The sequence below is a fragment of the Sporosarcina gallistercoris genome (assembly GCF_014836415.1).
In the GTDB taxonomy this organism is placed as follows: domain Bacteria; phylum Bacillota; class Bacilli; order Bacillales_A; family Planococcaceae; genus Sporosarcina; species Sporosarcina gallistercoris.
Genome location: NZ_JACSQY010000002.1, coordinates 94,083 through 115,661 on the forward strand (window position 1 = coordinate 94,083; position 21,579 = coordinate 115,661).

General features: G+C 44.8%; 22 protein-coding genes. 5 read left to right on the top strand and 17 right to left on the bottom strand.

The genetic code is table 11. The features are described 5' to 3' along the window. Position 1 precedes the first annotated feature (1 nt). From H9659_RS03715 to H9659_RS03755, 9 genes are all read right to left on the bottom strand, one after another. Positions 2-661, bottom strand: coding sequence for a Dph6-related ATP pyrophosphatase (locus H9659_RS03715; RefSeq protein ID WP_191688613.1), 660 nt, complete (start codon positions 659-661; stop codon positions 2-4). A gap of 89 nt (positions 662-750) precedes the next feature. After that, positions 751-1,296 carry an integrase gene (locus tag H9659_RS03720; RefSeq protein ID WP_191688614.1) on the bottom strand — a complete coding sequence of 182 codons (546 nt, stop codon included), beginning with the start codon at positions 1,294-1,296 and terminating at the stop codon, positions 751-753. A gap of 239 nt (positions 1,297-1,535) precedes the next feature. After that, positions 1,536-2,042 (bottom strand): DinB family protein, encoded by a 507-nt coding sequence (locus H9659_RS03725; protein WP_191688615.1) that lies wholly within the window; start codon positions 2,040-2,042, stop codon positions 1,536-1,538. Between the two features lie 282 nt (positions 2,043-2,324). Next, positions 2,325-2,834, bottom strand: a complete 510-nt coding sequence (locus H9659_RS03730; RefSeq protein ID WP_191688616.1) for a PCYCGC motif-containing (lipo)protein — start codon at positions 2,832-2,834, stop codon at positions 2,325-2,327. Between the two features lie 84 nt (positions 2,835-2,918). Further along, the gene (fumC, locus tag H9659_RS03735) at positions 2,919-4,301 is read right to left on the bottom strand and encodes a class II fumarate hydratase (RefSeq protein ID WP_191688617.1); all 1,383 of its coding nucleotides are present in this window, start codon (positions 4,299-4,301) and stop codon (positions 2,919-2,921) included. A gap of 130 nt (positions 4,302-4,431) precedes the next feature. Further along, entirely contained in the window at positions 4,432-5,754 is a 1,323-nt protein-coding gene (locus H9659_RS03740) for an ABC transporter permease (protein WP_191688618.1), read from the bottom strand. Further along, positions 5,744-6,442, bottom strand: a complete 699-nt coding sequence (locus H9659_RS03745) for an ABC transporter ATP-binding protein (protein WP_191688619.1) — start codon at positions 6,440-6,442, stop codon at positions 5,744-5,746. Before H9659_RS03745 ends, H9659_RS03740 begins: the two co-directional genes overlap by 11 nt. Positions 6,443-7,166: 724 nt before the next feature. After that, on the bottom strand, positions 7,167-8,717 hold the full coding sequence (locus H9659_RS03750; protein WP_191688882.1) for a flotillin family protein: 1,551 nt from the start codon (positions 8,715-8,717) through the stop codon (positions 7,167-7,169). Between the two features lie 47 nt (positions 8,718-8,764). Next, a complete protein-coding gene (locus H9659_RS03755; RefSeq protein ID WP_225217639.1) occupies positions 8,765-9,298 on the bottom strand; it encodes a hypothetical protein in 534 nt (177 codons plus the stop codon). Positions 9,299-9,537: 239 nt separating this feature from the next. On the opposite strand from H9659_RS03755, the gene H9659_RS03760 reads away from it, so the two are divergent. The 4 genes from H9659_RS03760 to H9659_RS03775 all read left to right on the top strand — a co-directional run bounded on the left by H9659_RS03760 (position 9,538) and on the right by H9659_RS03775 (position 13,845). Further along, positions 9,538-10,158 (top strand): DUF47 domain-containing protein, encoded by a 621-nt coding sequence (locus tag H9659_RS03760; RefSeq protein WP_191688620.1) that lies wholly within the window; start codon positions 9,538-9,540, stop codon positions 10,156-10,158. Between the two features lie 12 nt (positions 10,159-10,170). Further along, positions 10,171-11,169 (top strand): inorganic phosphate transporter, encoded by a 999-nt coding sequence (locus tag H9659_RS03765; RefSeq protein WP_191688621.1) that lies wholly within the window; start codon positions 10,171-10,173, stop codon positions 11,167-11,169. A gap of 157 nt (positions 11,170-11,326) precedes the next feature. Next, positions 11,327-11,527, top strand: coding sequence for a cold-shock protein (locus tag H9659_RS03770; protein ID WP_025783780.1), 201 nt, complete (start codon positions 11,327-11,329; stop codon positions 11,525-11,527). Between the two features lie 209 nt (positions 11,528-11,736). Further along, entirely contained in the window at positions 11,737-13,845 is a 2,109-nt protein-coding gene (locus H9659_RS03775; protein ID WP_191688622.1) for an MMPL family transporter, read from the top strand. A gap of 50 nt (positions 13,846-13,895) precedes the next feature. Here H9659_RS03775 and H9659_RS03780 read toward each other — a convergent pair whose 3' ends face one another. Genes H9659_RS03780 through H9659_RS03790 form a run of 3 tightly spaced genes read right to left on the bottom strand, consistent with a single transcriptional unit; the run spans position 13,896 to position 15,222 of the window. Then, the gene (locus tag H9659_RS03780) at positions 13,896-14,063 is read right to left on the bottom strand and encodes a hypothetical protein (protein ID WP_191688623.1); all 168 of its coding nucleotides are present in this window, start codon (positions 14,061-14,063) and stop codon (positions 13,896-13,898) included. Then, positions 14,060-14,536, bottom strand: a complete 477-nt coding sequence (locus tag H9659_RS03785; protein ID WP_191688624.1) for a hypothetical protein — start codon at positions 14,534-14,536, stop codon at positions 14,060-14,062. The genes H9659_RS03780 and H9659_RS03785 overlap by 4 nt, the downstream gene beginning before the upstream one ends. A 38-nt stretch (positions 14,537-14,574) precedes the next feature. After that, positions 14,575-15,222, bottom strand: coding sequence for a pentapeptide repeat-containing protein (locus tag H9659_RS03790; RefSeq protein ID WP_191688625.1), 648 nt, complete (start codon positions 15,220-15,222; stop codon positions 14,575-14,577). Between the two features lie 283 nt (positions 15,223-15,505). Here H9659_RS03790 and H9659_RS03795 point away from each other — a divergent pair, with 283 nt between their 5' ends. Next, positions 15,506-16,633: a CAP domain-containing protein gene (locus H9659_RS03795; RefSeq protein ID WP_225217640.1), complete on the top strand. Its 1,128-nt coding sequence runs from the start codon at positions 15,506-15,508 to the stop codon at positions 16,631-16,633. A gap of 41 nt (positions 16,634-16,674) precedes the next feature. Here the strand turns inward: H9659_RS03795 and H9659_RS03800 are convergent, their stop codons facing one another. The 5 genes from H9659_RS03800 to H9659_RS03820 form a co-directional block, all read right to left on the bottom strand. Then, positions 16,675-17,229: a superoxide dismutase family protein gene (locus tag H9659_RS03800; RefSeq protein WP_191688626.1), complete on the bottom strand. Its 555-nt coding sequence runs from the start codon at positions 17,227-17,229 to the stop codon at positions 16,675-16,677. Positions 17,230-17,300: 71 nt separating this feature from the next. After that, positions 17,301-17,684, bottom strand: a complete 384-nt coding sequence (locus H9659_RS03805; RefSeq protein ID WP_191688627.1) for a hypothetical protein — start codon at positions 17,682-17,684, stop codon at positions 17,301-17,303. A gap of 119 nt (positions 17,685-17,803) precedes the next feature. Then, complete coding sequence (locus tag H9659_RS03810; RefSeq protein ID WP_191688628.1) at positions 17,804-18,997, bottom strand: class I SAM-dependent rRNA methyltransferase; 1,194 nt, start codon at positions 18,995-18,997, stop codon at positions 17,804-17,806. Positions 18,998-19,093: 96 nt separating this feature from the next. Continuing rightward, positions 19,094-19,978: a DMT family transporter gene (locus tag H9659_RS03815; RefSeq protein WP_191688629.1), complete on the bottom strand. Its 885-nt coding sequence runs from the start codon at positions 19,976-19,978 to the stop codon at positions 19,094-19,096. A 98-nt stretch (positions 19,979-20,076) separates the two neighbouring features. Next, positions 20,077-21,564 (bottom strand): carbon starvation CstA family protein, encoded by a 1,488-nt coding sequence (locus H9659_RS03820; protein WP_191688630.1) that lies wholly within the window; start codon positions 21,562-21,564, stop codon positions 20,077-20,079. Positions 21,565-21,579 lie beyond the last annotated feature (15 nt).

Below are 21,579 nucleotides of genomic sequence, written 5' to 3' on the forward strand. Positions count from 1 at the left end.
GTTATCCTACAACATTTGTCGGCAAAAAGATGTAGTCTCCCTTTTCCACCCGTTCCCCGAATTCAAGCGGAACCCGCTCACTGAAAATCGGACCATCTGCAACGACAGTATGGAACTCTCCGGACTCTCCACAACTATCGATTCCGAGGGTATCGAGTTCATCCATCAATTCAATCGTAAATCGTTGTCCGAGAAAACGTCCCGGCATCCGACTCGTATTGACTACAATAATATACGCTTCAAATCCAGCGGCAATGAATTCCTCCAATAATTGTCGTCTCGGGATGAGCCATAACGGATGCAGCGCTGACATTCCTGCTTTCTCACAGGTTTTCTGCACCCAGACTCTATGTTCTTCCAAATCGATATCCCCGAAGACGCCGTACGGAATCCCCGACTCGGTACATTCCTTCATAGCGTCTACAAATTCATGTTCATAGGATTCCCATGAGGCTTGGCGCTTCATGAAGGGAACATCCATTCTCTCTGCTTGTGCACGTATCACTGATTCAGGTAATGCATGGGCTCGCGATCGATCCGCTTCTTCTTCAAACATCGTCCACACACGTGCAAGACTATCCCCGTTCTGTACAGCTTTGTAGACAGCCATGGCAGAGTCCTTTCCTCCGCTCCAAGATGCTATGAATTTACGTGCAGTCATAAGATTCCCTCCAAAGTTTGAATTATTAAAAGTATAGCAAACTTCCTTTGAATAACAAGAACCCCCATGCCACTGGCAAGGGGTTCTTGTTATTCATCAATTAGAGCTGTTTCGGCTGCTACTAGCCCATCATAAATGATACGATCTTTTGAAAAAGCTTGTTGATAAGTAGCTAAACCATGCAGTTTCATCTGTACCATACATGTTGTACTCACAAGCTGATACGTGTTATTCAGTCGCTCAGCATGATTCCATGCAGTCTCTTCAAAAAGATAGTCTTGGTCGTTTTCATCGACCAACTTTTTCAGAAGGTGCGTACTGCTATATAATTCTTGCTGATCATGCTTCCTTTTCAATTCGATGACTTCACGTGTTCCCGGCAGCGATGCGAGTAATGCCTTTCGATCGAGTGCATGCCCTAGTTCGTGGAGGGTCAAAGCCTGGACGTACTCGTTCAAAGGGAACCCGTTCTTCATTTCATCTTTCGCACTGAGTAACCGATCGCTGTCCACAAGAATGCAATGTTGGATAAAATCATACATCATATTCACACCTGTATTCCTTGGTATCACATTAAGTTCCATTCCAACAGCAGCAATTGTCTTACGAATAATCAGTTGAATCTCTTGTTCCATACAATCGTCCATTCTCTTCCCTTGCTCTCTCTCTTTATATCCTTTCACTTAAAAAATGGAAAGGTGGTGTTCAGTTTAAATCGATTTCTACCCTAGTGCAATAACTTATGATAGTTTTCATGAATTCATCACAATTTCTGAAGAATCTCGTGACATTACATTTTAAGCTTTTAAAAAAACTGTTCGGAGAGCTAGGTCTTACACGCTCCCGAACAGCCAAGTATTGTTGTACGCCTTATTTACATCGCTTTTTTAAGCTGCAGTGATTCAATCGTGTCTTTCAATTGTTTCAAGTGGCGTTTTTCATGCAACCCGACGAACGGGAACCATTGACATAATGGTATTTGCCCAAAAATCGGATGCTTGCATGATTTTTTCATCAACGCCTCTTTGTTGCTGCTATCGTACACATCCAGTAAAAACAGCCGTGATGTGTGTAATTCCTGTTTCATCTCGCATAGCGTCTTAAATGTATCCGAAGGAACTGTTCGTCCTGGAGCTTCCACTTTAATAATACGGTTCGTTGAAATGGAAATCGGCTTCTTCATCGCTTTCGGGCTTTCCGGATTCTTTAGTTCCTTTGCCACATTCGAGGCGATGAGCGTTTCCATGAGCGAGAGATGCTCGAGGATTTGTTTCGGTGACCAGCCACCATTGGCAGGTTTCCGATTGAGTTCCTCATTCGTCAGTCCCTGGACTGCTTGTAAAATCTTTTTACGCACTTTGTTATTGCCTTCAAAAACCATAGTACCCCTCCTACGCGGTTTTCGCGTCTGCATTCTCTCTGAAATATATTAGAAGCATACGCTCATATTCAAGAAAAAGGAACCCTAATTCCAACTGTCAGAATAGTAAATGTACACCCTTTTTCCAGCTCATCAGACATCGATCATAGACCACCTTTCAATTGAATACAACCTTTATGGGTTAAGCCTAGTATAAAAGGGTTTTCGGATGGTTTCTGCAAGTAAAAAAAGAGACTTCGGACCTAAAAAACAGGCTCTCCTAAGAGAACCTGTTTCCTTATTTTATGATGGCATCGGCGTATCCGTTGGACGCGCGTACCCTTTGTTATAATCGGTATCGATTGTTTTACGGATTTCTTTCAACGATTTACCTTCTTGTGACATCTTGACTGACTTAACAGCGATTTCTACACAGACATCACATCGTGTTCCATGGTCATCCCAGACAACAGAGCCATCTTTACGGATTTCATCCACAAAACAATTCAAGTTGCTGCCATGATCCGCACTATCTGCACATCCGCAGTAGCAAGGCATATATTTTAAAATATCTTCTGCATGTCCTGCAACTTGATAGACAAGTTGAAGATCCTCGGATTTGTCATCGAGGAATGCAGGCAGTTCTTCTGCAGATGCAGTGACTTGCTGTAAGTCGCCATTGGGAAGTTGTTTTTCTTCTCCTATGGCTAATACAGGCTTTTCTTCATGTTGTTGCTCTGTAGCCGTTTTCCCACTGCATGCGGCGAGAACAATCACAAGTACCGCTAATATCGGCATGAGACGTTTGTTCATGGACATGTCGACTCCTTTTCTTGAAGGTTGTCCTCTCAGCATACAGGATTATACATGCCTACGCCGTTACAATATTGTGGCAACTTACCGTCCGATCATTTTAGAAGGATCGACCCACTCATTGAACTGATCTTCCGTTAGTAGTCCTGTTTTGAGTGCTGCTTCCTTCAGAGTCGTTCCTTCTTTGTGAGCCATTTTTGCAATCTTAGCAGCATTTTCGTACCCGATATGCGGATTCAATGCAGTTACGAGCATGAGTGAGTTTTTCACTTTGTTGTCGATTTCTTCGCGATTCGGTTCAATGCCCACCGCACAATTGTCGTTGAAGCTGATCATGCCATCTGCTAGCAGTTTTGCCGTTTGCAAGAAATTGAAGATGATCACGGGTTTAAATACGTTGAGCTCGAAGTTCCCTTGACTCGCAGCAAAACCGATTGTCGCGTCATTCCCCATGACTTGCGCAACGACCATCGTTAATGCTTCACTTTGAGTCGGGTTCACTTTACCCGGCATGATGGAACTGCCCGGTTCGTTTTCAGGAATCGTAATTTCACCGATACCTGAGCGCGGTCCGCTAGCAAGCCAACGAACGTCATTGGCGATTTTCATAAGATCAGCGGCAAGTGCTTTCATGGCACCATGCGTGTAAACGACTTCGTCATAACTCGTCAATGCGTGGAACTTGTTTTGTGCTGACGTGAACTCGATACCGACTGACTTCGAAATTTCTTCCGCAACTTTGTCTCCGAACCCTTTAGGAGCGTTCAAACCTGTACCCACAGCTGTTCCGCCGATTGCAAGTTCTTTCATCGATTGCACGCTGTCTTTCAACATTTTCTCGGTTTTCACAAGCATCTGGTGCCAGCCGCTCATTTCTTGACCGAGTGTGAGAGGTGTCGCATCCTGCAAGTGTGTGCGGCCGATTTTGATAATATCCATGAACGCTTCAGACTTATCACCTAGCGTTTTCTTCAGTTTTTCAAGTGCCGGCAGCAATTCACGTTCAACCGCGATGACTCCTGACACGTGAAGCGCTGTTGGGAATGTGTCGTTCGAGCTTTGTGATTTGTTCACATCGTCATTCGGATGCAGGCGTTCCGTTTCTCCCCATTCTTCAAGTAGCTGGTTGCCGCGGTTTGCGAGCACTTCGTTCATATTCATGTTGGACTGCGTGCCGCTTCCTGTTTGCCAAACGACGAGTGGGAAATGATCATCCCATTTGCCTTCCAACACTTCATCTGCTGCAGCAGCAATTGCTTTCATCTTCACTTCGGATAGATTGCCGAACGAGTGGCTCGCAATCGCTGCAGATTTCTTCAAATGTGCAAAAGCTTGGATGACGCCAGTTGGAATGCGCTCTCCACCAATTTTAAAGTTTTGTTTACTGCGTTGTGTTTGTGCGCCCCATAGCTTGTCCGCTGGAACTTGAATTTCACCAAACGTATCGTGCTCAATGCGGTATTCCATTCTGAAAACCCCTTTTCGCAAATAAATTCACTCTCTTCTTATCTATCATGCCGGAATTCGCGTGTAAAATCAAAGATATTTGAATCGGATGAATGAGAAAAAGATCCGCCACAGAGGGCGGATCCATCTTTTACAATTCGCGGCGCAATGCATCGATGACATCGATCTGTGTCGCTTTACGTGCCGGACGCCACCCTGAAATCATGGCCACACTAATACTGATGGTAGAAGCAATGACCACGAGTTGCCATGGGATGATGGAAAACGTGACGTCCAGGTCACCGAAGCCTTCTTCACCCAGCGCTGCTCCGACGATGATTGGCAGTAAATAATTTGCCAATATACTAATCGCATAGGAGAGGATGACCGCAATGACGGTTCCAATGATGCCAATCCATGCGCTTTCAAGTAAAAATAACCGTTGGATCAGTTTCGGCTTCGCTCCAAGCGCTTTCATCACACCGATTTCTCGCGTACGCTCAGTCACCGCCATCGTCATCGTATTGAAAATTCCAATTGAGGAAATCAAGATAGCAATCGTTCCGACGAAGATGAGGCCTGCTTTTAGAGCTAAGAAAAACACATCAATCTGTTCCAACTCTTCAGATATGGAATACACAGAATAACCCTCATCCTTTAACGAATTCGTAATGCCCTTTACGTGTTGAAGCTCATCCGCGTAAATATTCAAATTCGGATTAAAAAGGGATTCTTCGCTTTCTTCCGGTTTGTGACGGTCGTAAATGGCTTCCAGCTCTGAAATGAGCGAAGCATCTGCATAGAGTTTAATGTCGGAGATAAAGTCTTTCGAAGGGGCCTTTGCAATTCCGACAATCGTCAGCTTAACAGGCTCTTTGTAAGACTCATTCGTTTCGTAGCTTCCGATTTCATATGTGATTTCTTGACCTAGGAGTTCCCCTTCATAATGAGGCCATTCTAGTTCCGCTTGTTCTTGTTCACTTAATTCTTTACCTTCTTGCTCGGCCTGAAATTTTTCAATCTCATCTTCGTTCGTTAAACTCTCGGCGAAGTCACTTCCCACAACAACTTCATATTGAGATTGTGGTAATCGTCCTTTGTCTAAAGCAAACCCAGCTTTTTGTTCTTCACCGAAGTCTGAAACAATCAGAGTGCTTGAGGTAGTGTACTTATCTAGCGTAGTCTCCTGGAATCCATTCACTTCTTGCCTAAGAACTACGGCTTTTACATGGTCCAGTTTTTTCATATGTTCCGCTTTCTCTTTATCCAGATCTGCGCTGTACACTTCAATTTGTGTCACAAGCCGATTATCAAGAATCTCTTTTTTCAATGTATCTTGAATACCAAAACCGACGGAAGCCAGAATGATGAGGAAGGCGGTTCCCATCGTGGCGGCTAAAATTGTCATGAAAACGCGCAGTTTGTTCTTTTTAATGTGTTGGCTCACAAAGTCAATCTGATCGTTAAATTGCATGATGCACACCTCCTGCTTTCAATACACCGTCATGCATTTGGTACATTTCATCCGCAATTGACGCGACTTCATCATCATGCGTAATAATGACGAACGTAATTCCGCGTGATTCGTTCAGTGATCGGATGAGCGCAAGGATTTCCTGTTCTGTCTCCGAATCCAAGCTGCCTGTCGGTTCATCCGCAAAAATGATTGGCGGATTCGTGATGAGTGCACGGGCGATACTGACACGCTGCTGCTGTCCTCCGGATAACTCATTCGGGTAATGATCTTGCACTTCTTTCAGTCCGACGTGTTGGATGAGTTGCTTCACAAGTTTCGAGCGTTCCGCTTTTGACGTACCTTTCAGTTTTAATGGCAGTTCAATGTTCTCGAATGTTGTGAGTCCGGGCATAAGTTGAAAATTTTGGAATATGAATCCGAATTGTTCTAGCCGGAATTCCGCGCTTTCGGTTTCATTGAAATTGGATGTCTCTGTTCCATTGACCGTAATTTTGCCGCTTTCCGGCTTCAGAAATCCAGCCATAATATGAAGCAATGTCGATTTCCCTGAACCACTTCTGCCAACTATCGAGACGATGGAGCCTTTTTTCACTTCAAAAGATAGGTCCTTTAAGACAGGCACAGGTCGTTCTTTACCTTTTTTACCAATTTTGAATGAATGCTGAATATGTTCTACACGAATCAATCTGTCGTCCTCCTCTAACTTACTGATACTTTGAGTATGACAGGCAATTCTTTAGAAGAAGTGTATGGATATATGAAGAATTTCTTAAGATGGAGGAATGCTTGGCTGGTCGGCTGACTGAAGAGGCGGTATTGACTGGATGAAGGGGACTTTTTGCGCAAGTGTTGTGCTGTTTGTGAGGTCTCAAGCCACGGGCGGCACAGGGTTATGATCACTTTTCTGAGTTTTATGAGCGCTTTCTCTACGTTTATGAGCACTTTTCTGAGTTTATGAGCGGTTTCCCACGTTTATGAGCACTTTTCTACTTTTATGAGCGTTTCACCACGTTTATGAGCACTTTTCTGCTTTTATGAGCGGTTCCCCATATTTATGAGCACTTTTCTACTTTTATGAGCGGTTCCCCACATTTATGAGCGCTTTTCTGCTTTTATGAGCGGTTCCCTACGTTTATGAGCACTTTTCTACTTTTATGAGCGTTTCACCACGTTTATGAGCACCTTTCCGCTTTTATGAGCGGTTCCCCACGTTTATGAGCACTTTTCTGCTTTTATGAGCGGTTTCCCACGTTTATGAGCACTTTTCTGAGTTTATGAGCGTTTCCCACGTTTATGAGCACCTTTCTACTTTTATGAGCGGTTTCCAGGCTTATGAGCATCCTTCCCCATTGAGTCCAACAAAAAAGCTGTTCTCTCCGTAAAACTCGGAGGAGAACAGCTTTTGTCATTTATTTATCTGAATCTTCTTTTGCGGCTGCTTCTTCCGTTGACGCAGCTAATGGGGAACGAGGTTTTTTGAGTTCTTCTGCCAGGTTATCGAGGCTTGGGCGCAATGTCCCTTTACCTGCATAGCTTTCCAGCATTTCTTTAATGTTAAGACCCGTTGTCGCCCCTAATGATTCCTGCATCGTAGCCATGAGATCGGTTGCGTAACCGGTGACTTTATTGGCACCGCCGCCTTCACCGCTGCCTGTATCGACCACTGTAATCTTATCGATGTTAGCAAGCGGGCTTGCAACTTGTTTCGCATATTCCGGTAGCATTCCGACGATCATATCGAGCATAGCCGCCTGACCATAGTGTTCGAATGCATCTGCGATTTTGCGCTTCGCTTCTGCTTCTGCAAGACCTTTCAAGCGGATGATTTCCGCTTCGGATTCACCTTGAGCGCGCTGGGAATCGGCACGAGCTGTACCATCGAGACGCACTTTTTCAGCATCGGCAGCTGCGCGTGCTTCGATGCGGTATTTCTCAGCATCCGCTTCAGCAAGTTGACGGGATTTCTCGGCTGCGGCATTCTGTTCAATTGCGTAACGGTCCGCATCCGCTTTTTTCTTAACTTCCGAGTCGTATTGACGTTCGCGGCGTTGAATCTCTTTTTCTTCCAATTCAATTTGTTTCTGACGCTCGATGATCCGGATTTGCATTTCTTGTTCCATGACTTCCTGCTTGGAACGGGCAGTTTGTAATTCATACGCTTGGTCAGCACGTGCTCGAGCGGCATCTTGCTCCAAACGATATTCTGCGACTTTCAATTGATTCTCTTTTTCTGCTTCTGCAATTTCAGTGGCACGTTCGATTTCAGCTTTTTGCGCTTCCTTAGAAGCCTCTGCATTCTTGATACGTGTTTCTTTCTCTGAAATTGCTGTTGCAATATCGGCATCACGTTTAACCTGAGCAATACGCGGCTTCCCGAGTGAATCGAGGTAACCGTTTTTATCCCGGACATCCTTGATCGTGAACGATACGATCACTAAGCCCATTTTTGCTAAGTCTTGTGACGCCACACGTTGGACTTCTTGTGAGAATTTGTCCCGGTTCTTATAGATTTCTTCTACTGTCATTGATCCTAAGATGGAACGGAGATGACCTTCCAATACTTCTTTCGCTTCGTTCTCCCGGTCTTCTTTCGATTTCCCTAGGAATTGCTCCGCAGCTGTCGCAATTTCTGAAATCGATCCGCCAATCTTGATGATTGCCGTACCGTCCGCCATGACTGGCACACCTTGTTCTGTATACACTTCAGGAGTTGTCACTTCAAGCTTGCTGGACAGCAAACTGAGTGGAGCTGCTTGTTGGAACACCGGCAGGACGAACGTTCCGCCTCCGCGGATGATTTTCACTCTGTTCCCTGAGTCGTCGGTATGGACATTTTTTGTTCCGATATAACTACCAGTAACAATCAATGCTTCGTCCGGACCGACTGTTCGGTACTTTGTTACGTACACGAGAATGACAGCTAACACAACAAATACGGCGATTGCAATGGCAATCCACATTCCAGATAATTCGATTGGCATGTTGGTTCCCCCTTAAACTAGTAAGATTATTTGAAACGGAAAGGTTCATATTCTTTGACGATGAACGTCCCTGAATCCACTTCGATAATGAGCACTTCTTTCCCATAGTCAATCGGATGATTCTCGTACCCCGATGCTCGTTTCGCCAATACGCCATTGACTGTTTCGATGACAATTTCACCGAATCCATCAGCAGGAATCGGAACGATGACTTTTGCAACTTTCCCTGCAAGCGATTCATCAGTGTACGCGATAGAGACTTCTGCCGACTTAAGTGGCAACAAAATGAAGAAGTATAGTAAAAAGTCGAGTATTACGCCGGCAGCAAGCGAGATGCCTAGTATAAGTCCACTTCCGAGTCCCGTAGCCAGTTCCAGTACATATCCCCACGTTGCTGTTAATGTGATGAATGGCAGAATGACCGCTGGATCTAACAAAGGAAACAAATCACCGGCACCATCCGTTAAATCACTGAAGAATAAGTAGAGCAGTGTTGCAATTCCCGCAACAATTATTATCGGCAAATACAGTTCCTGAATCGTCATGCCGAACAGTTCCATTTCAAACACCCCCTTATGTCTATTCTATACGTAAGAGTTTTAAAAAGGATTCATTTGCATGAATATTTTGTTACTGTAATTTTAAAATGGTTATTTTCTGGCTATTTTGTAAACGATTTAAGGAGTGATAACTTTTTTGTCGAAAAAACGCAGATTATGTTCGTCTTACAGCTTCGAATTTGCTATGATAGATAAGTTATTAAACAATACACTTTCCGTTAATCGGATGGAGGTCAGTCATGTTCAGTCCAAGAAAAACAGATCCCTTTTTTGCTGCTTTGCTAACGATTGCAGAACACGTGCAAGAAGCGATGCACTATGCAAATGATTATAAAGTGACGTCCGTTGCAGACTTGAAAGAAGTCAGCATCCGTCTAAAGAAATACGAGACAGAAGGCGACGACCTGATTCACGAACTCATCACAAAACTGAACACATCATTCATGACACCGATCGAGCGAGAGGACATTTTACAGCTCGCTATCAAGATGGATGACATCTTGGATGGCATCGAACACTTCGCTGCCAACTTGGAAATGTTTTCGTTAATCGATATCGATGAGTACGTTCAGACATTCATGGATAACATCGTGAAAAGTTCTGACGAAATCGTCAAAGCGATGAAGTTGTTAGAACGCAGGAAACTCGTGGAAATGCGAGATCACGCGGTTACCATCAAGGAATATGAACGGATTTGTGATGAAGTGCTCCGGACTTCCATCAAGCAGTTGTTCATCCGTGAAACCGATCCAATCCGGATCATCCAATTTAAAGATATATACGAATTGCTAGAAGATATTGCAGATTACTGCCAGGATGTCGCCAACACGATTGAGACGATCATCATGCGTAACGCTTAAGGGGGCAAACTGATGGATACAGTATTGCTTCTCACGATTATGATTGTGGTTTTTGCGCTCGCCTTTGACTTCATCAATGGATTTCATGACACAGCAAATGCGATTGCCACTTCTGTTTCAACACGTGCACTCAAGCCTAGAGCTGCAATTTTGCTTGCAGCGACGATGAACTTTGCAGGTGCTCTAACGTTTACCGGTGTCGCAAAGACAATCTCCAAAGATATCGTAGATCCTTTCACATTGGAAAACGGATCCCTAGTCATTTTAGCCGCCCTCCTTTCAGCGATCATTTGGAACTTGTTGACTTGGTATTTCGGAATTCCATCAAGTTCTTCACATGCTTTGATCGGTTCGATAGCAGGCGCAGCCATCTCAGCTGCCGGAGTCGGTATTTTGAATTACAGTGGGTTCCTTAAAATCATGCAGGCTCTGTTAATTTCACCCGTTATTGCGATTGTCGGTGGATTTGTTGTCATGACCATCCTCCGTGCGGTGCTGAAAAACAGGAATTTGTTTAAAGCCAACCGACGGATCCGGTATTTGCAAATTTTAACGGCTGCGATCCAGTCGTTTACACATGGTACAAACGATGCTCAAAAAGCGATGGGGATCATTACGATGGCTCTTATTGCCGCTAATCTCCAAACGGGCGATGACATTCAACTGTGGGTTCGGATCGCGGCTGCTACTGCGATGGGTATCGGGACTTCAATCGGTGGATACAAAATCATTAAAACTGTTGGTGGCAAGATCATGAAAATCCGTCCGATCCACGGGGCTGCTGCCGATTTGAACTCAGCTGCGATCATCTTTGGTGCCACTCTTCTTCATTTGCCTGTTTCTACGACTCATGTCATCTCTTCTTCCATTATGGGAGTCGGATCGGCACAACGCGTTAAAGGGGTCAAATGGGGCACTGCCAAGAAGATTGTCATCACTTGGGTAATCACGATGCCAATATCGGCACTAGTGGCAGCGATATTGTATCAATTGCTTAACTTGTTGTTCTAGTTAGAACATATGGGTTGCTTTGCCAACTGGTGTCTGTTATGATTAAGAGGAATTATTTTTGTTCGGCGCGATGGTTAAGTTCACTTAACCCTTTCAAGACTTGAGCAAGGATAGTAACACAGTGTATGCGAAATCCGCATACGAGGAGGAAACAAACATGGAACATGGTAAAGTAAAATGGTTTAACGCAGAAAAAGGTTATGGTTTCATCGAACGTGAAGATGGCGACGACGTATTCGTACACTTCTCAGCAATCCAAGGCGAAGGCTTCAAGACTCTTGAAGAAGGCCAGGATGTAACTTTCGAAATCGAGCAAGGCCAACGCGGTCTTCAAGCTACAAACGTCGAAAAGAACTAATTGACTTCAACCTTTCAAAACCGTTTCCTCATAGGGAACGGTTTTTTTATGCCTTTTTTGGACAAAGATCATCTATCTTTCGCTCCGTCTAGCTGAAAAAACTAACTCTCCATCCACCTCATGGATTCGTTAGACTAAACAGTTCCATTCTAAAGGACTACCCGATATGATGAACATAACGAAACTTACATACGAAAGAAGGACTCGACATGAAAGCATTTTCCGGATTCGTTATTACGCGATATAAATGGCTCATTACGTTTTGGCTGATCTTACTTATCGGCCTCGCCGTGTTTGCAATCCGGCTGCCCGGACTTTTAGAGGGTGACGGGTTCCGTATGGATGGTGAGCAAGAAGAAGTCTCCAATATGTTAACGCAAGACTTCCATCAGCCTGATGAGACGATGTTTCTCGTCTTCGAAGGGAAAACGGATGCTGAGATATCAGACGCCCTAACCGCTATCAAAAAATTGAACATAACAGCAGGAATCATTTCTCCACTGGATGAAACAGCCCAGTACAAAGAGGATATTTCCTATGCAATGCTTCAGTTTGACGACAGTGAAAGCGATAAATCAGGACTCGTCACTGAAATTCGTGATGCGGTAGGAACGGATGACGGCATCACACTTACCGGACAATCACCGATCACTAAGGACATTAATGCAGCAAGTCAAAAGGATTTAATGGTCGCAGAAGCGATCGGGCTGCCCATTGCACTTATTGTGCTCCTGTTTGCATTTGGCACTATTGTTGCTTCCATAGTACCTATTCTCATCGGGGTGGCAACGATTGTAACGTCTTTCGGGATTCTTGCATTGTTCGGCGAAACAATGGATTTGTCCATCTTCGTGCTCAATATCATTCCCATGCTCGGACTCGCACTCAGTATCGATTTTGCGCTATTGTTCATCAGTCGTTATCGGGAAGAACGGAAACGTCAATCGATTCCTGAAGCCGTCCGAACAACAATTGAAACTGCCGGTCGATCGATTATTTTCTCAGCGTTCTGCGTATTTATCGGACTTGGCGCAATGCTGCTCATCCGCGTGGATATCTTCCAAAACATCGCACTGGGTGGCATGATTGTCGTTTCGATGGCTGTACTTGCATCCATCACGCTCTTGCCAGCTGTGCTGCTTGTTTTGAAAGAACGGATTGACAAAGGAAAGATCCTCCGGGTCAAAACAGGAACAGACCGTTGGCGTACCTTTGCAGAACAGGTTATCAAACGCCCAGTTCTCATTACAATTGGCGCACTCCTATTACTTGGAATTGCATTGATTCCCGTACGTAACATGACGTTAACGATTCCACAGATTGACTCGCTGCCACTTTCCTACGACACACGTTCTGCATACGAGAATATGGAAGATGCATTCGGAATGCGCGATGAATCGACTGCATTTGTAATTGCAGAACGCTCAGGTGGCTGGGTAGATGAAGACGGTTTGAATGCACTGCAAGACGTTCAGGAGGCTCTTGAAAAAGATCCACTTACCGGGAAAGTGACAACCATTTTCTCGGAAAGCGGTATTGACCAACCTGAGACTTTCGGTCAAGCCCTGCAAGTTCCCGAGCAATCTGCTTCATTACAACCTTTGCTCGAATCCTTCATCTCAAAAGACCTTCTTATGATTTCAGTTACGCTGGAAGCGGACGGTGCGTCGAGTGAAGCGCAGGAATGGGCACGGAACTGGTCTGAGAAAGAGACTCCGTGGAACTTACAGGTCGGCGGAGAAGCAAAATTCAACCAAGAAATATTCGATGAGATTACAGACAATATCATCTATGCATTACTCATTATTATCGTTTCGACGTTCATCATCTTAATGGTTGCGTTCCGTTCGCTTCTCATCCCGTTTAAAGCGATTCTGATGAACATCATCGGGCTGTCCGCATCATTCGGACTGCTCGTCTATATTTTCCAATATGGTCATTTCGGACTCCATCCCGGAACGATTGCACTGATTATCCCGGTCATCGTATTCAGTCTCGTGTTCGGACTAAGCATGGATTATGAGGTCTTCCTAATCTCTCGCATGCAGGAATCATATTTGGAAACTGGAGATAATGATAAATCGACGGTTGAGGGACTGGCTTCGACAAGTAAAGTCATCACGTCCGCTGCGCTCATCATGATCGTACTGACCGGTGCATTTGCTTTCACAGATGTCATGCCTGTGAAGCAAATTGGTGTCGGCATCGCGATTGCAGTCGCAATTGACGCCACTATCATCCGTTTGCTACTCGTTCCCAGTCTTATGAAACTGTTCGGAGACTGGAATTGGTGGTTGCCATTCCGTAAGAAAAGCTGAATGACGGCAAAAAGACGCACACTCCACGGCGGAGTGTGCGTCTTTTTCCATCAGTTTATGCTGGACTGTTCCATCCACTGTATCGAAGCTGGTGCGCCCATCGATGAGTCCACATCGCGCTGGTCGTGTTTGAAAGTTGCCATGACTAAAAAGTAGATGGCTGCTACTGCAACAATTGTCAGCACAACCACTGCAATCGCAATTGCTTTGCCTTTCATCGGACGATCCCTCCGTCCTCCACTTTCTTAAATCCTTCTTCTCTCAAATAAGCCACAGCTTCTTGGTAATCTCCGAAGCTGTCTTCCAAATTCAACCCGTGATAGATATTCCAAGCACCGATCTCTTCTTTCAGCTCAAGCCGGGAATTGTGCCCATCTAGCCAAATTTCTTCAACCGGCTCTGCTTCTGTTCCCTCTTCAGCTAATCCTGCGATAGCGTCTTCGATCGTCTTCCGTAATTCCGCTTCAGAAGCATCACGAACATTTACGAGGCCACGGCTGTCAGGCTCATATCCAGGTACGTCCGCAACGTAAACGAACGCATTGCCATTTGGATGTAGATGTTGTACGACAACGGTCTTATCAAATTTACTTTCTGCATAATGATAATTGATCCGCTTCATGGAAACGTCTTTTCGTGACAATTCCGGGTAAGATTCAATGATCGCTTGTTTTTCTTCAAATGTTAGCATAGGTCCTACACACTCCTCGTTTGGTTCGTTTCAGTATATCATGATTCTTCGTGGATCAATAACCCGAACATCCGTGCGAAACCGATTGCTTGTTCCTTTGAAACGGTGCACGCAGCAATTTTTGAAGGTGTCACTTCCAATCGCTCGAATGTACAATCTGCCAGATTCACTCCTGCAAGATCGGTCTCTCTGAAATTCGCATTCTCCAATTGGCTACGGGTAAGCTTCATATCTTTAAGAATACACTCATAAAAGTCCGACTCTGAAAACTGGGAATCCATGAGCTGAACCGCCTGCAACTTACTGAAGCTGAAACTGCTGTAGCGGGCGTCACACTCCTCAAATCGTACATGTTTGACTCCCGAATGATCGAAGTTCGCACCCGTCAATTTGCAATTCCGGAATTCACAACGCAATAGGTCTGCATGTCCACCCTTTACATTCGAGAAATCGCACCGTTCAAATACAGTATCGACAAATGAGGCACCGGATAAATCCATTTCTGCAAATGTACAATCTGTAAACACTGCATCGTCCGTTGAGAGCTGCATTCCACTCGTGAAACGTAAATCTCCGCTCTCCATGTCAACACACCGAAGGGTTTCCGGATCTGCCGGAATTTGCTCAGCACGCAGCTTTTCTCTATGAGCTGACAACTTAGGTTTCTGAAATACTACCTTCTTCATCCACTCACTCCTATCTTGTTTTCCATTCAGTAAATAAGACAATCACGATGACAACGGTAAATGCGACAATATAGAACCAATCCGGGATTGTACTCAGACCACCAAACATGACATCCACTCCTCAATATGTATCCATCTTAGGCCAACCCGTACAAAACCCGCTTCTTTCTCAAAGTATACCTTCAAACTACTCTCCTGGAAACTATCACCTCGATAAAATAAAGGGTTCACGCTGTATTCAATCGACTTCAGCAAGGTATACTAAGAAAAGGAGGCGAATTATTTGAAACGTTTATTCCTGTTCATGCTGCTTCTTGTTGCCCTCTTTCTCTCAAAGCCTTACTGGGAAGAACCGGTCTCTAAGTATGTGGATTTATCCTTCTTGGATTCTATAGATGAAAAACTTGAAGACGTTGTCAACAAAGAAACGATTGATTCGACCATCGATACATTACGGACGGCTACACAAGATCTTGCCGGGATCATCTCAGACAAAACAGAAGGATTGAAAGATGCGAAACAGTCGGTTGAAAAACCTGCGCTTGCAAAGCCCACGGCCACCCCGATTTCCATCAATAACCTTGAAATTGGTTCCTCTGCTGAACAAGTCACTGCTGCACTCGGTGAACCAAAGAGTCGATCCCTCAATGAGTACGGAGCCGAATGGCGAACGTATCACACGGATTATCAAAACTTCGTCATGGTCTCACTTGATGAATCCAACCGCGTCGGTGCCATTTATACGAATGACGACCTCATCTCATCTACAGTCGGCGTTTCGTATGGAGCCTCAAAAACGGATGTCCGAAAGGCCCTCGGTCAACCGCTGACTAAGATGCGTAAAGGATTGAACGTGTTTGTCCTTCAACAGGATGAAGGAATGGACCTTTTTAAACTCGGAGATGTCTATGCCTATGTATTTTATGACATTCATCAAGAAACGACAGTGACTGCCGTGGAACTCGTATCGGTCGCACTCGAAAACAACAAAAAGTCGCTCTACGCTGAGCGTAGCGAAGCGCTCCGTAATGGTTTTGAACGCCAATTATTCGATCTGACGAATGCAGCAAGGGTACGTCATGGCCGCTCGATCCTTTCTTGGGATAGCCAAGTTTCCGGAACTGCACGGAAACATAGTTCGGATATGGCTGTCAATGACTATTTTAGCCATGATAACTTACAAGGACTCTCCCCATTCGACCGTATTAAGGAAGATGGAATAGGATTCAAACGCGCGGGCGAAAACCTAGCATATGGACAGTCCAGCAGCATCTTCGCACACGAAGGATTGATGAATTCGAAAGGCCACCGCGAAAATATTCTTCTAAAGGATTATAGCAGCCTTGGTATCGGCGTCGACTTCAACCAAGAGATGCAGCCGTATTATACTGAAGAGTTTTTACTCAGATGAAAAACAGCCTGACAGTGGAACACGCACTGTCGGCTGTTTTTTCACTTCGTCTTAAGTTCTGCACACGCAATCCGATCCCCAGAATTCCCCGCAGGATCTGTTTTATAATCATCTGCATCTGCATGAATGACAAGCGCACTGCCATCCTCATCTATCAGTGAGTTGGATTTTCCAGGCTCCAGCGTCAGATTATGCATCGTCACTTTAACCGCCACTTTCCCATCTTCCCCCACGTTCAAATTCGGCAAGTCTCCAAGATGATACCCTTTCGGATTGTCAAAGCCATGTTTTTTATCCGTCGGGTTAAAGTGACCGCCTGCCGATTTGAAATCTGGTGGAGTACAAACAGCCTTTTCATGAAGATGAATGCCGTGTATGCCCGGCTTCAGATTCTTAGCTCTCAAGCTAATCGTGAGAATTCCATCCACTTCTGTGAAATGGGCTTCTCCAATGGGTTTGCCCTCGGTATTGATTAAGCTTGCTTCAACTGTCTTCGTTACCTCTGCATTCACCGAAACTTTTTCATTCATTCCGCCACAACCACTCAACACAATCAGCATGATTGCAAAAAGCATTCCTCTAATGAGACGTTTCATGTCGTTTTCAAACCTCCTTATAAGAAGGATGGCTGAAAACCTGTAAATTATGTGTCTTTATGGCTGTTTTTTCAAAGCTTCACTTCATCGCTCATTTCAAATACGTCAAAAATATCGCGCTGGATAATCAGTGACATGATTTTACCGTTCTTTTTAAAGTAATGGACGTTGCCGACTCGTGCTTCCACGATTTCCGTCCATCCCCATTTTTCGATTTCCACCAAATATTCAGGGGGAGGCGTTCCTTCTTCGTCCCCGATGTTGTTCATTTTGTACTTGGCAGACTTTGCAATTTCCGTCGTACAGTCTTCCGGTTTTAGTTCGTACGCATTATTCGGTACAGGAAACCCTTCGTTAATGACCGCCATCCGATAGCCGTCTTCATGTGCAAATGTATAAGAACAGCCAGACAGCAGCCACACGCCTATGATGAGTATCCCGGCAATTCTTTTCATCGAATCCACCTCCCGAATCGTTCTGTTACTTCAAGAATACTTCATAAATTCGGTCATGTCTTTAACGGTTTTGTGACAAAAAAACCGCCATGCGCTAAACGCAGTAGGCGGCTTTTCACTTATTTCAATTTCTGGATGATGCAGACTTTCAAGTAGTTGAATTCCGGATAATCCCGGTTTGTGCGGAAGTCTTTCGGCAAAGAGGATTCTTCCAGAATCTTGTACTTCGTGCCTGTTGTTTTGAACGCTTCATCAATGAACGTCTTGAACTTTTTCATACTGAAGCTGGCGTTGTTTGTAGATGCGACGATGAATCCTTTTTTCTCAGTGATCGCTATCGCATCCTGCAGCAATGCAGTGTAGTCTTTCGCTGAGCTGAATGTATACTTTTTAGAACGCGCAAAGCTTGGTGGATCTAACACAACCACATCGAACTTCAGTTCATGGCGCTTCGCATAACGGAAGTAATCGAAGACATCCATCACTTTAATATCTTGCGCTTCATAGTCGATCCCGTTGACACTGAATTGTTCAATCGTTTTCGCTAAACTGCGCTTCGCTAAGTCTACGCTTGTTGTCTTCACAGCTCCACCGCTTAACGCAGCGACGGAAAATGCACCTGTGTACGAAAACGTATTGAGCACATGATTGCCTTCTGAGTATTTGTCCCGCAGCGCTGCCCGGACATCCCGCTGATCGAGGAATATGCCTGTCATTGCGCCGTCATTCAAATCGACCGCGAAGTTCATGCCGTTTTCTTTGACGATGATCGGAAAATCACCAGGAGTACCAGATACGTAATCGTCTTGATCGATATACTGACCTTTTGTATCGAAGCGTTTTTTCTCATAAATCGCTTTTGCGTTGACGATCTTATCAAGAACGCCATAAACGTGATGCTTCATGGAGTAGATTCCTTCACTATACCAGCTTACCATGTAATACCCATCGAAGTAATCGATGGAGAGGCCGCCAATACCGTCGCCTTCTCCGTTGAATAGACGGTATGCAGTCGTTTGTGTGTTCAACTTAAAGTTGCTTCGACGTTCAATTGCTGCACTGATGCGGGATTCGAAGAAGTTGAAGTCGATGGCTTCTTCTTCTTTTCTCGTCAACACCCAGCCGATTCCTTTGTTTTGGTTTCCATAATAGCCTTTTGCAATGAATCGGCGGTTCCGGTCGATCAGACGAAGTAAGTCTCCTTCTTCTTTTAAGACTTCAGGGTTCATGACAGCGTCTTTTAAAATGAGTGGATAGCCTTTCTTTAAAGCGATTCCACTTTTATCGTTTACGAGTACATCAATTGTTTTCATGTTTTCATCCTTTTCTACGGATATTTATGTCCGTTCACACATTTTCTTTATTATCGCACGTTTGGCTTGGAATTGCGATTCCTTGCTTATATATATTCACAAAATGGATTTGCGGATTTTTCGTTTCATTAAAAAAGAAGGTTTGGTTTCTGCGAGCAGAATGGCGAGTAAAATAAGGGCAGCTCCGATGATCATTTGTCCTGTGACGATTTCGCGGAGCATGATAATGGAGAAGATCATTCCCCATAACGACTCCATGGATAGCAGTATTGCCGCTTTTGTTTCGGAGACGTGCTTTTGCGCAACGGTCTGCAGTAAAAATGCAAGCGTTGTGGAAAACACACCTAAATAGAGTAATGAAGTTGCGGAGGTAGTCGTGATAGGAAGGGACGCCTCCCCTTTCACTCCGATTACGATCCAGGCGATGACCGCAGCTACTGTCATCTGTACAAGCGTCAATGAAATCGCGTCTTCTTTACGGACGAACTGTCCAGTGTAGAAAATATGGAATGCAAAAAATACTGCACACAAAAGTGATAATACATCTCCAGGATTGACTGTCAATGATCCATTCAGCGATAACAAGGCAATCCCCGTCATCGCAAGAATTGCCCCTGCGATTTCAAACGGACTCACTCTTCTTCGGTAAAGTACAAATGCTATGAACGGGACGATCAGAACATTCACCGCCGTTAAAAACGCATTATTCGATGGAGTCGTATATTGCAGACCTACCGTTTGAAAAGCGAATGCACCATATAAAAACACACCTAATAAGCCACCCTTCAAAAGAACAGCTGTAGAAAGTTTCAATAGTTTTTTATAAAACACAACTCCAAGCAAAACAGCCCCAATGACAAATCGTCCCGCTAAGATCTGGTAAGGACTGAAATAGTCCAACGAGATTGCACTTACAGGAAATCCTGTTCCCCAAATAATGGCCGTTACAAGCAGGCCGATTTCACCCATGTATTTACGCATCCAGCATCCCCCCTGTATGTGACTAGTATACAAGGGAACACAAAGCTCCGTATAGAGTAAAAAAAGACCTTCGGTGTGTTTTCCGAAGGTCGCGTCTATTACTCTTGTGGTGTCGTTGCGGCTGTCGCTGCTCCTGCTAATGCATCGTCCCAATCCGGGGCTGTGACTTCCAGAGGTATATTCTCTCTCCGAGCTTTGACAGCTGCAAAGAAGAACAGCGCTACTAGGAAAATCGAAATCACACTGGCGCCGATCAATGCGACATCCATCGGCAATCTGAATCCGATTTGTGCATTCAAGATGTACGTAGTTGTTGCCATCAGCATGAATGTACCCGGTACGAGCGCAATCCAGTAATTCTTCTTCGCGATGAATAAATACATCGCCGCTACAAAGAGCGCAATGACTGCAGTCGACTGGTTCGCCCACGAGAAGTATCTCCATAGGATATTGAAGTCAACGAACGTCAATGCAATTGAAATTGCAAACAACGGAAGAGCAATCCAGAGACGGCTCATGATTTTCACTTGCGGTAGTTTGAAGTAGTCAGCAATGATCATCCGAGCACTACGGAACGCCGTGTCCCCTGAAGTGATCGGCAAGATGATAACACCAAGGATCGCTAGTGTTCCACCAACAGCCCCAAGCATTAAGACAGATGCTTCACTAACGATCATTGCAGGTCCGCCTGCAGCAAGCAATTCGTTCAATCCGACTGGACCATTGAACAACGCCATGCCTGCAGCTGCCCAGATCATTGCGATGATCCCTTCAGCAATCATCATGCCGTAGAAGATTTTACGACCTTGTTTTTCACTTTGTGTCGTACGAGAAATAATCGGTGTTTGTGTCGCATGGAAACCGGATAATGCCCCGCAAGAAATCGTCAAGAATAGCAGAGGGAAAATCGGAATATTATCAGGGTGCAAGTTCGCAAACGACAATTCAGGGATTGGCGCGCCTTTAACGAGCATTCCGCCTCCAACGCCCAGTGCACTGATAATGAGTAACAAACCGAAGATCGGGTAGAAACGCCCGATGATTTTATCAATCGGAAGTAGTGTCGCTAAAATGTAATAGATGAAAATTGCTGTAATGATCAATCCCATCGCCATCCAGCCGTTCATCAAATTATACAGCAGACCTGCAGGTGCAGAGACGAATACGGTTCCGACAAGCAGTAGTAAAAGAATTGCGAAAGCGTTTACAAGATGTTTCATGAATTTACCGAGGAATTTACCCGCAAGTTCCGGTAAATGTGCGCCGCGGTTCCGGATGGAAATCATTCCTGTTAGATAGTCGTGAACGGCACCTGCAAAAATTGCTCCGAGTACAATCCAAAGAAATGCAACCGGTCCGTATAGTGCTCCCATGATTGGTCCGAAGATTGGACCTACCCCCGCAATATTCAGCAGTTGGATCAATGAATTCTTTTTTGTGTTCATCGGTACATAGTCAATACCGTCAGCGTTTGCATAAGCAGGTGTCTGACGTTCTTCCTTCACTCCGAAAACGCGTTCCACGAATTTCCCATACGTGAAATAGCCGACCACGAGCAACACTACCCCAAATAGAAATGTGTACATCCACTTCCAACCCCT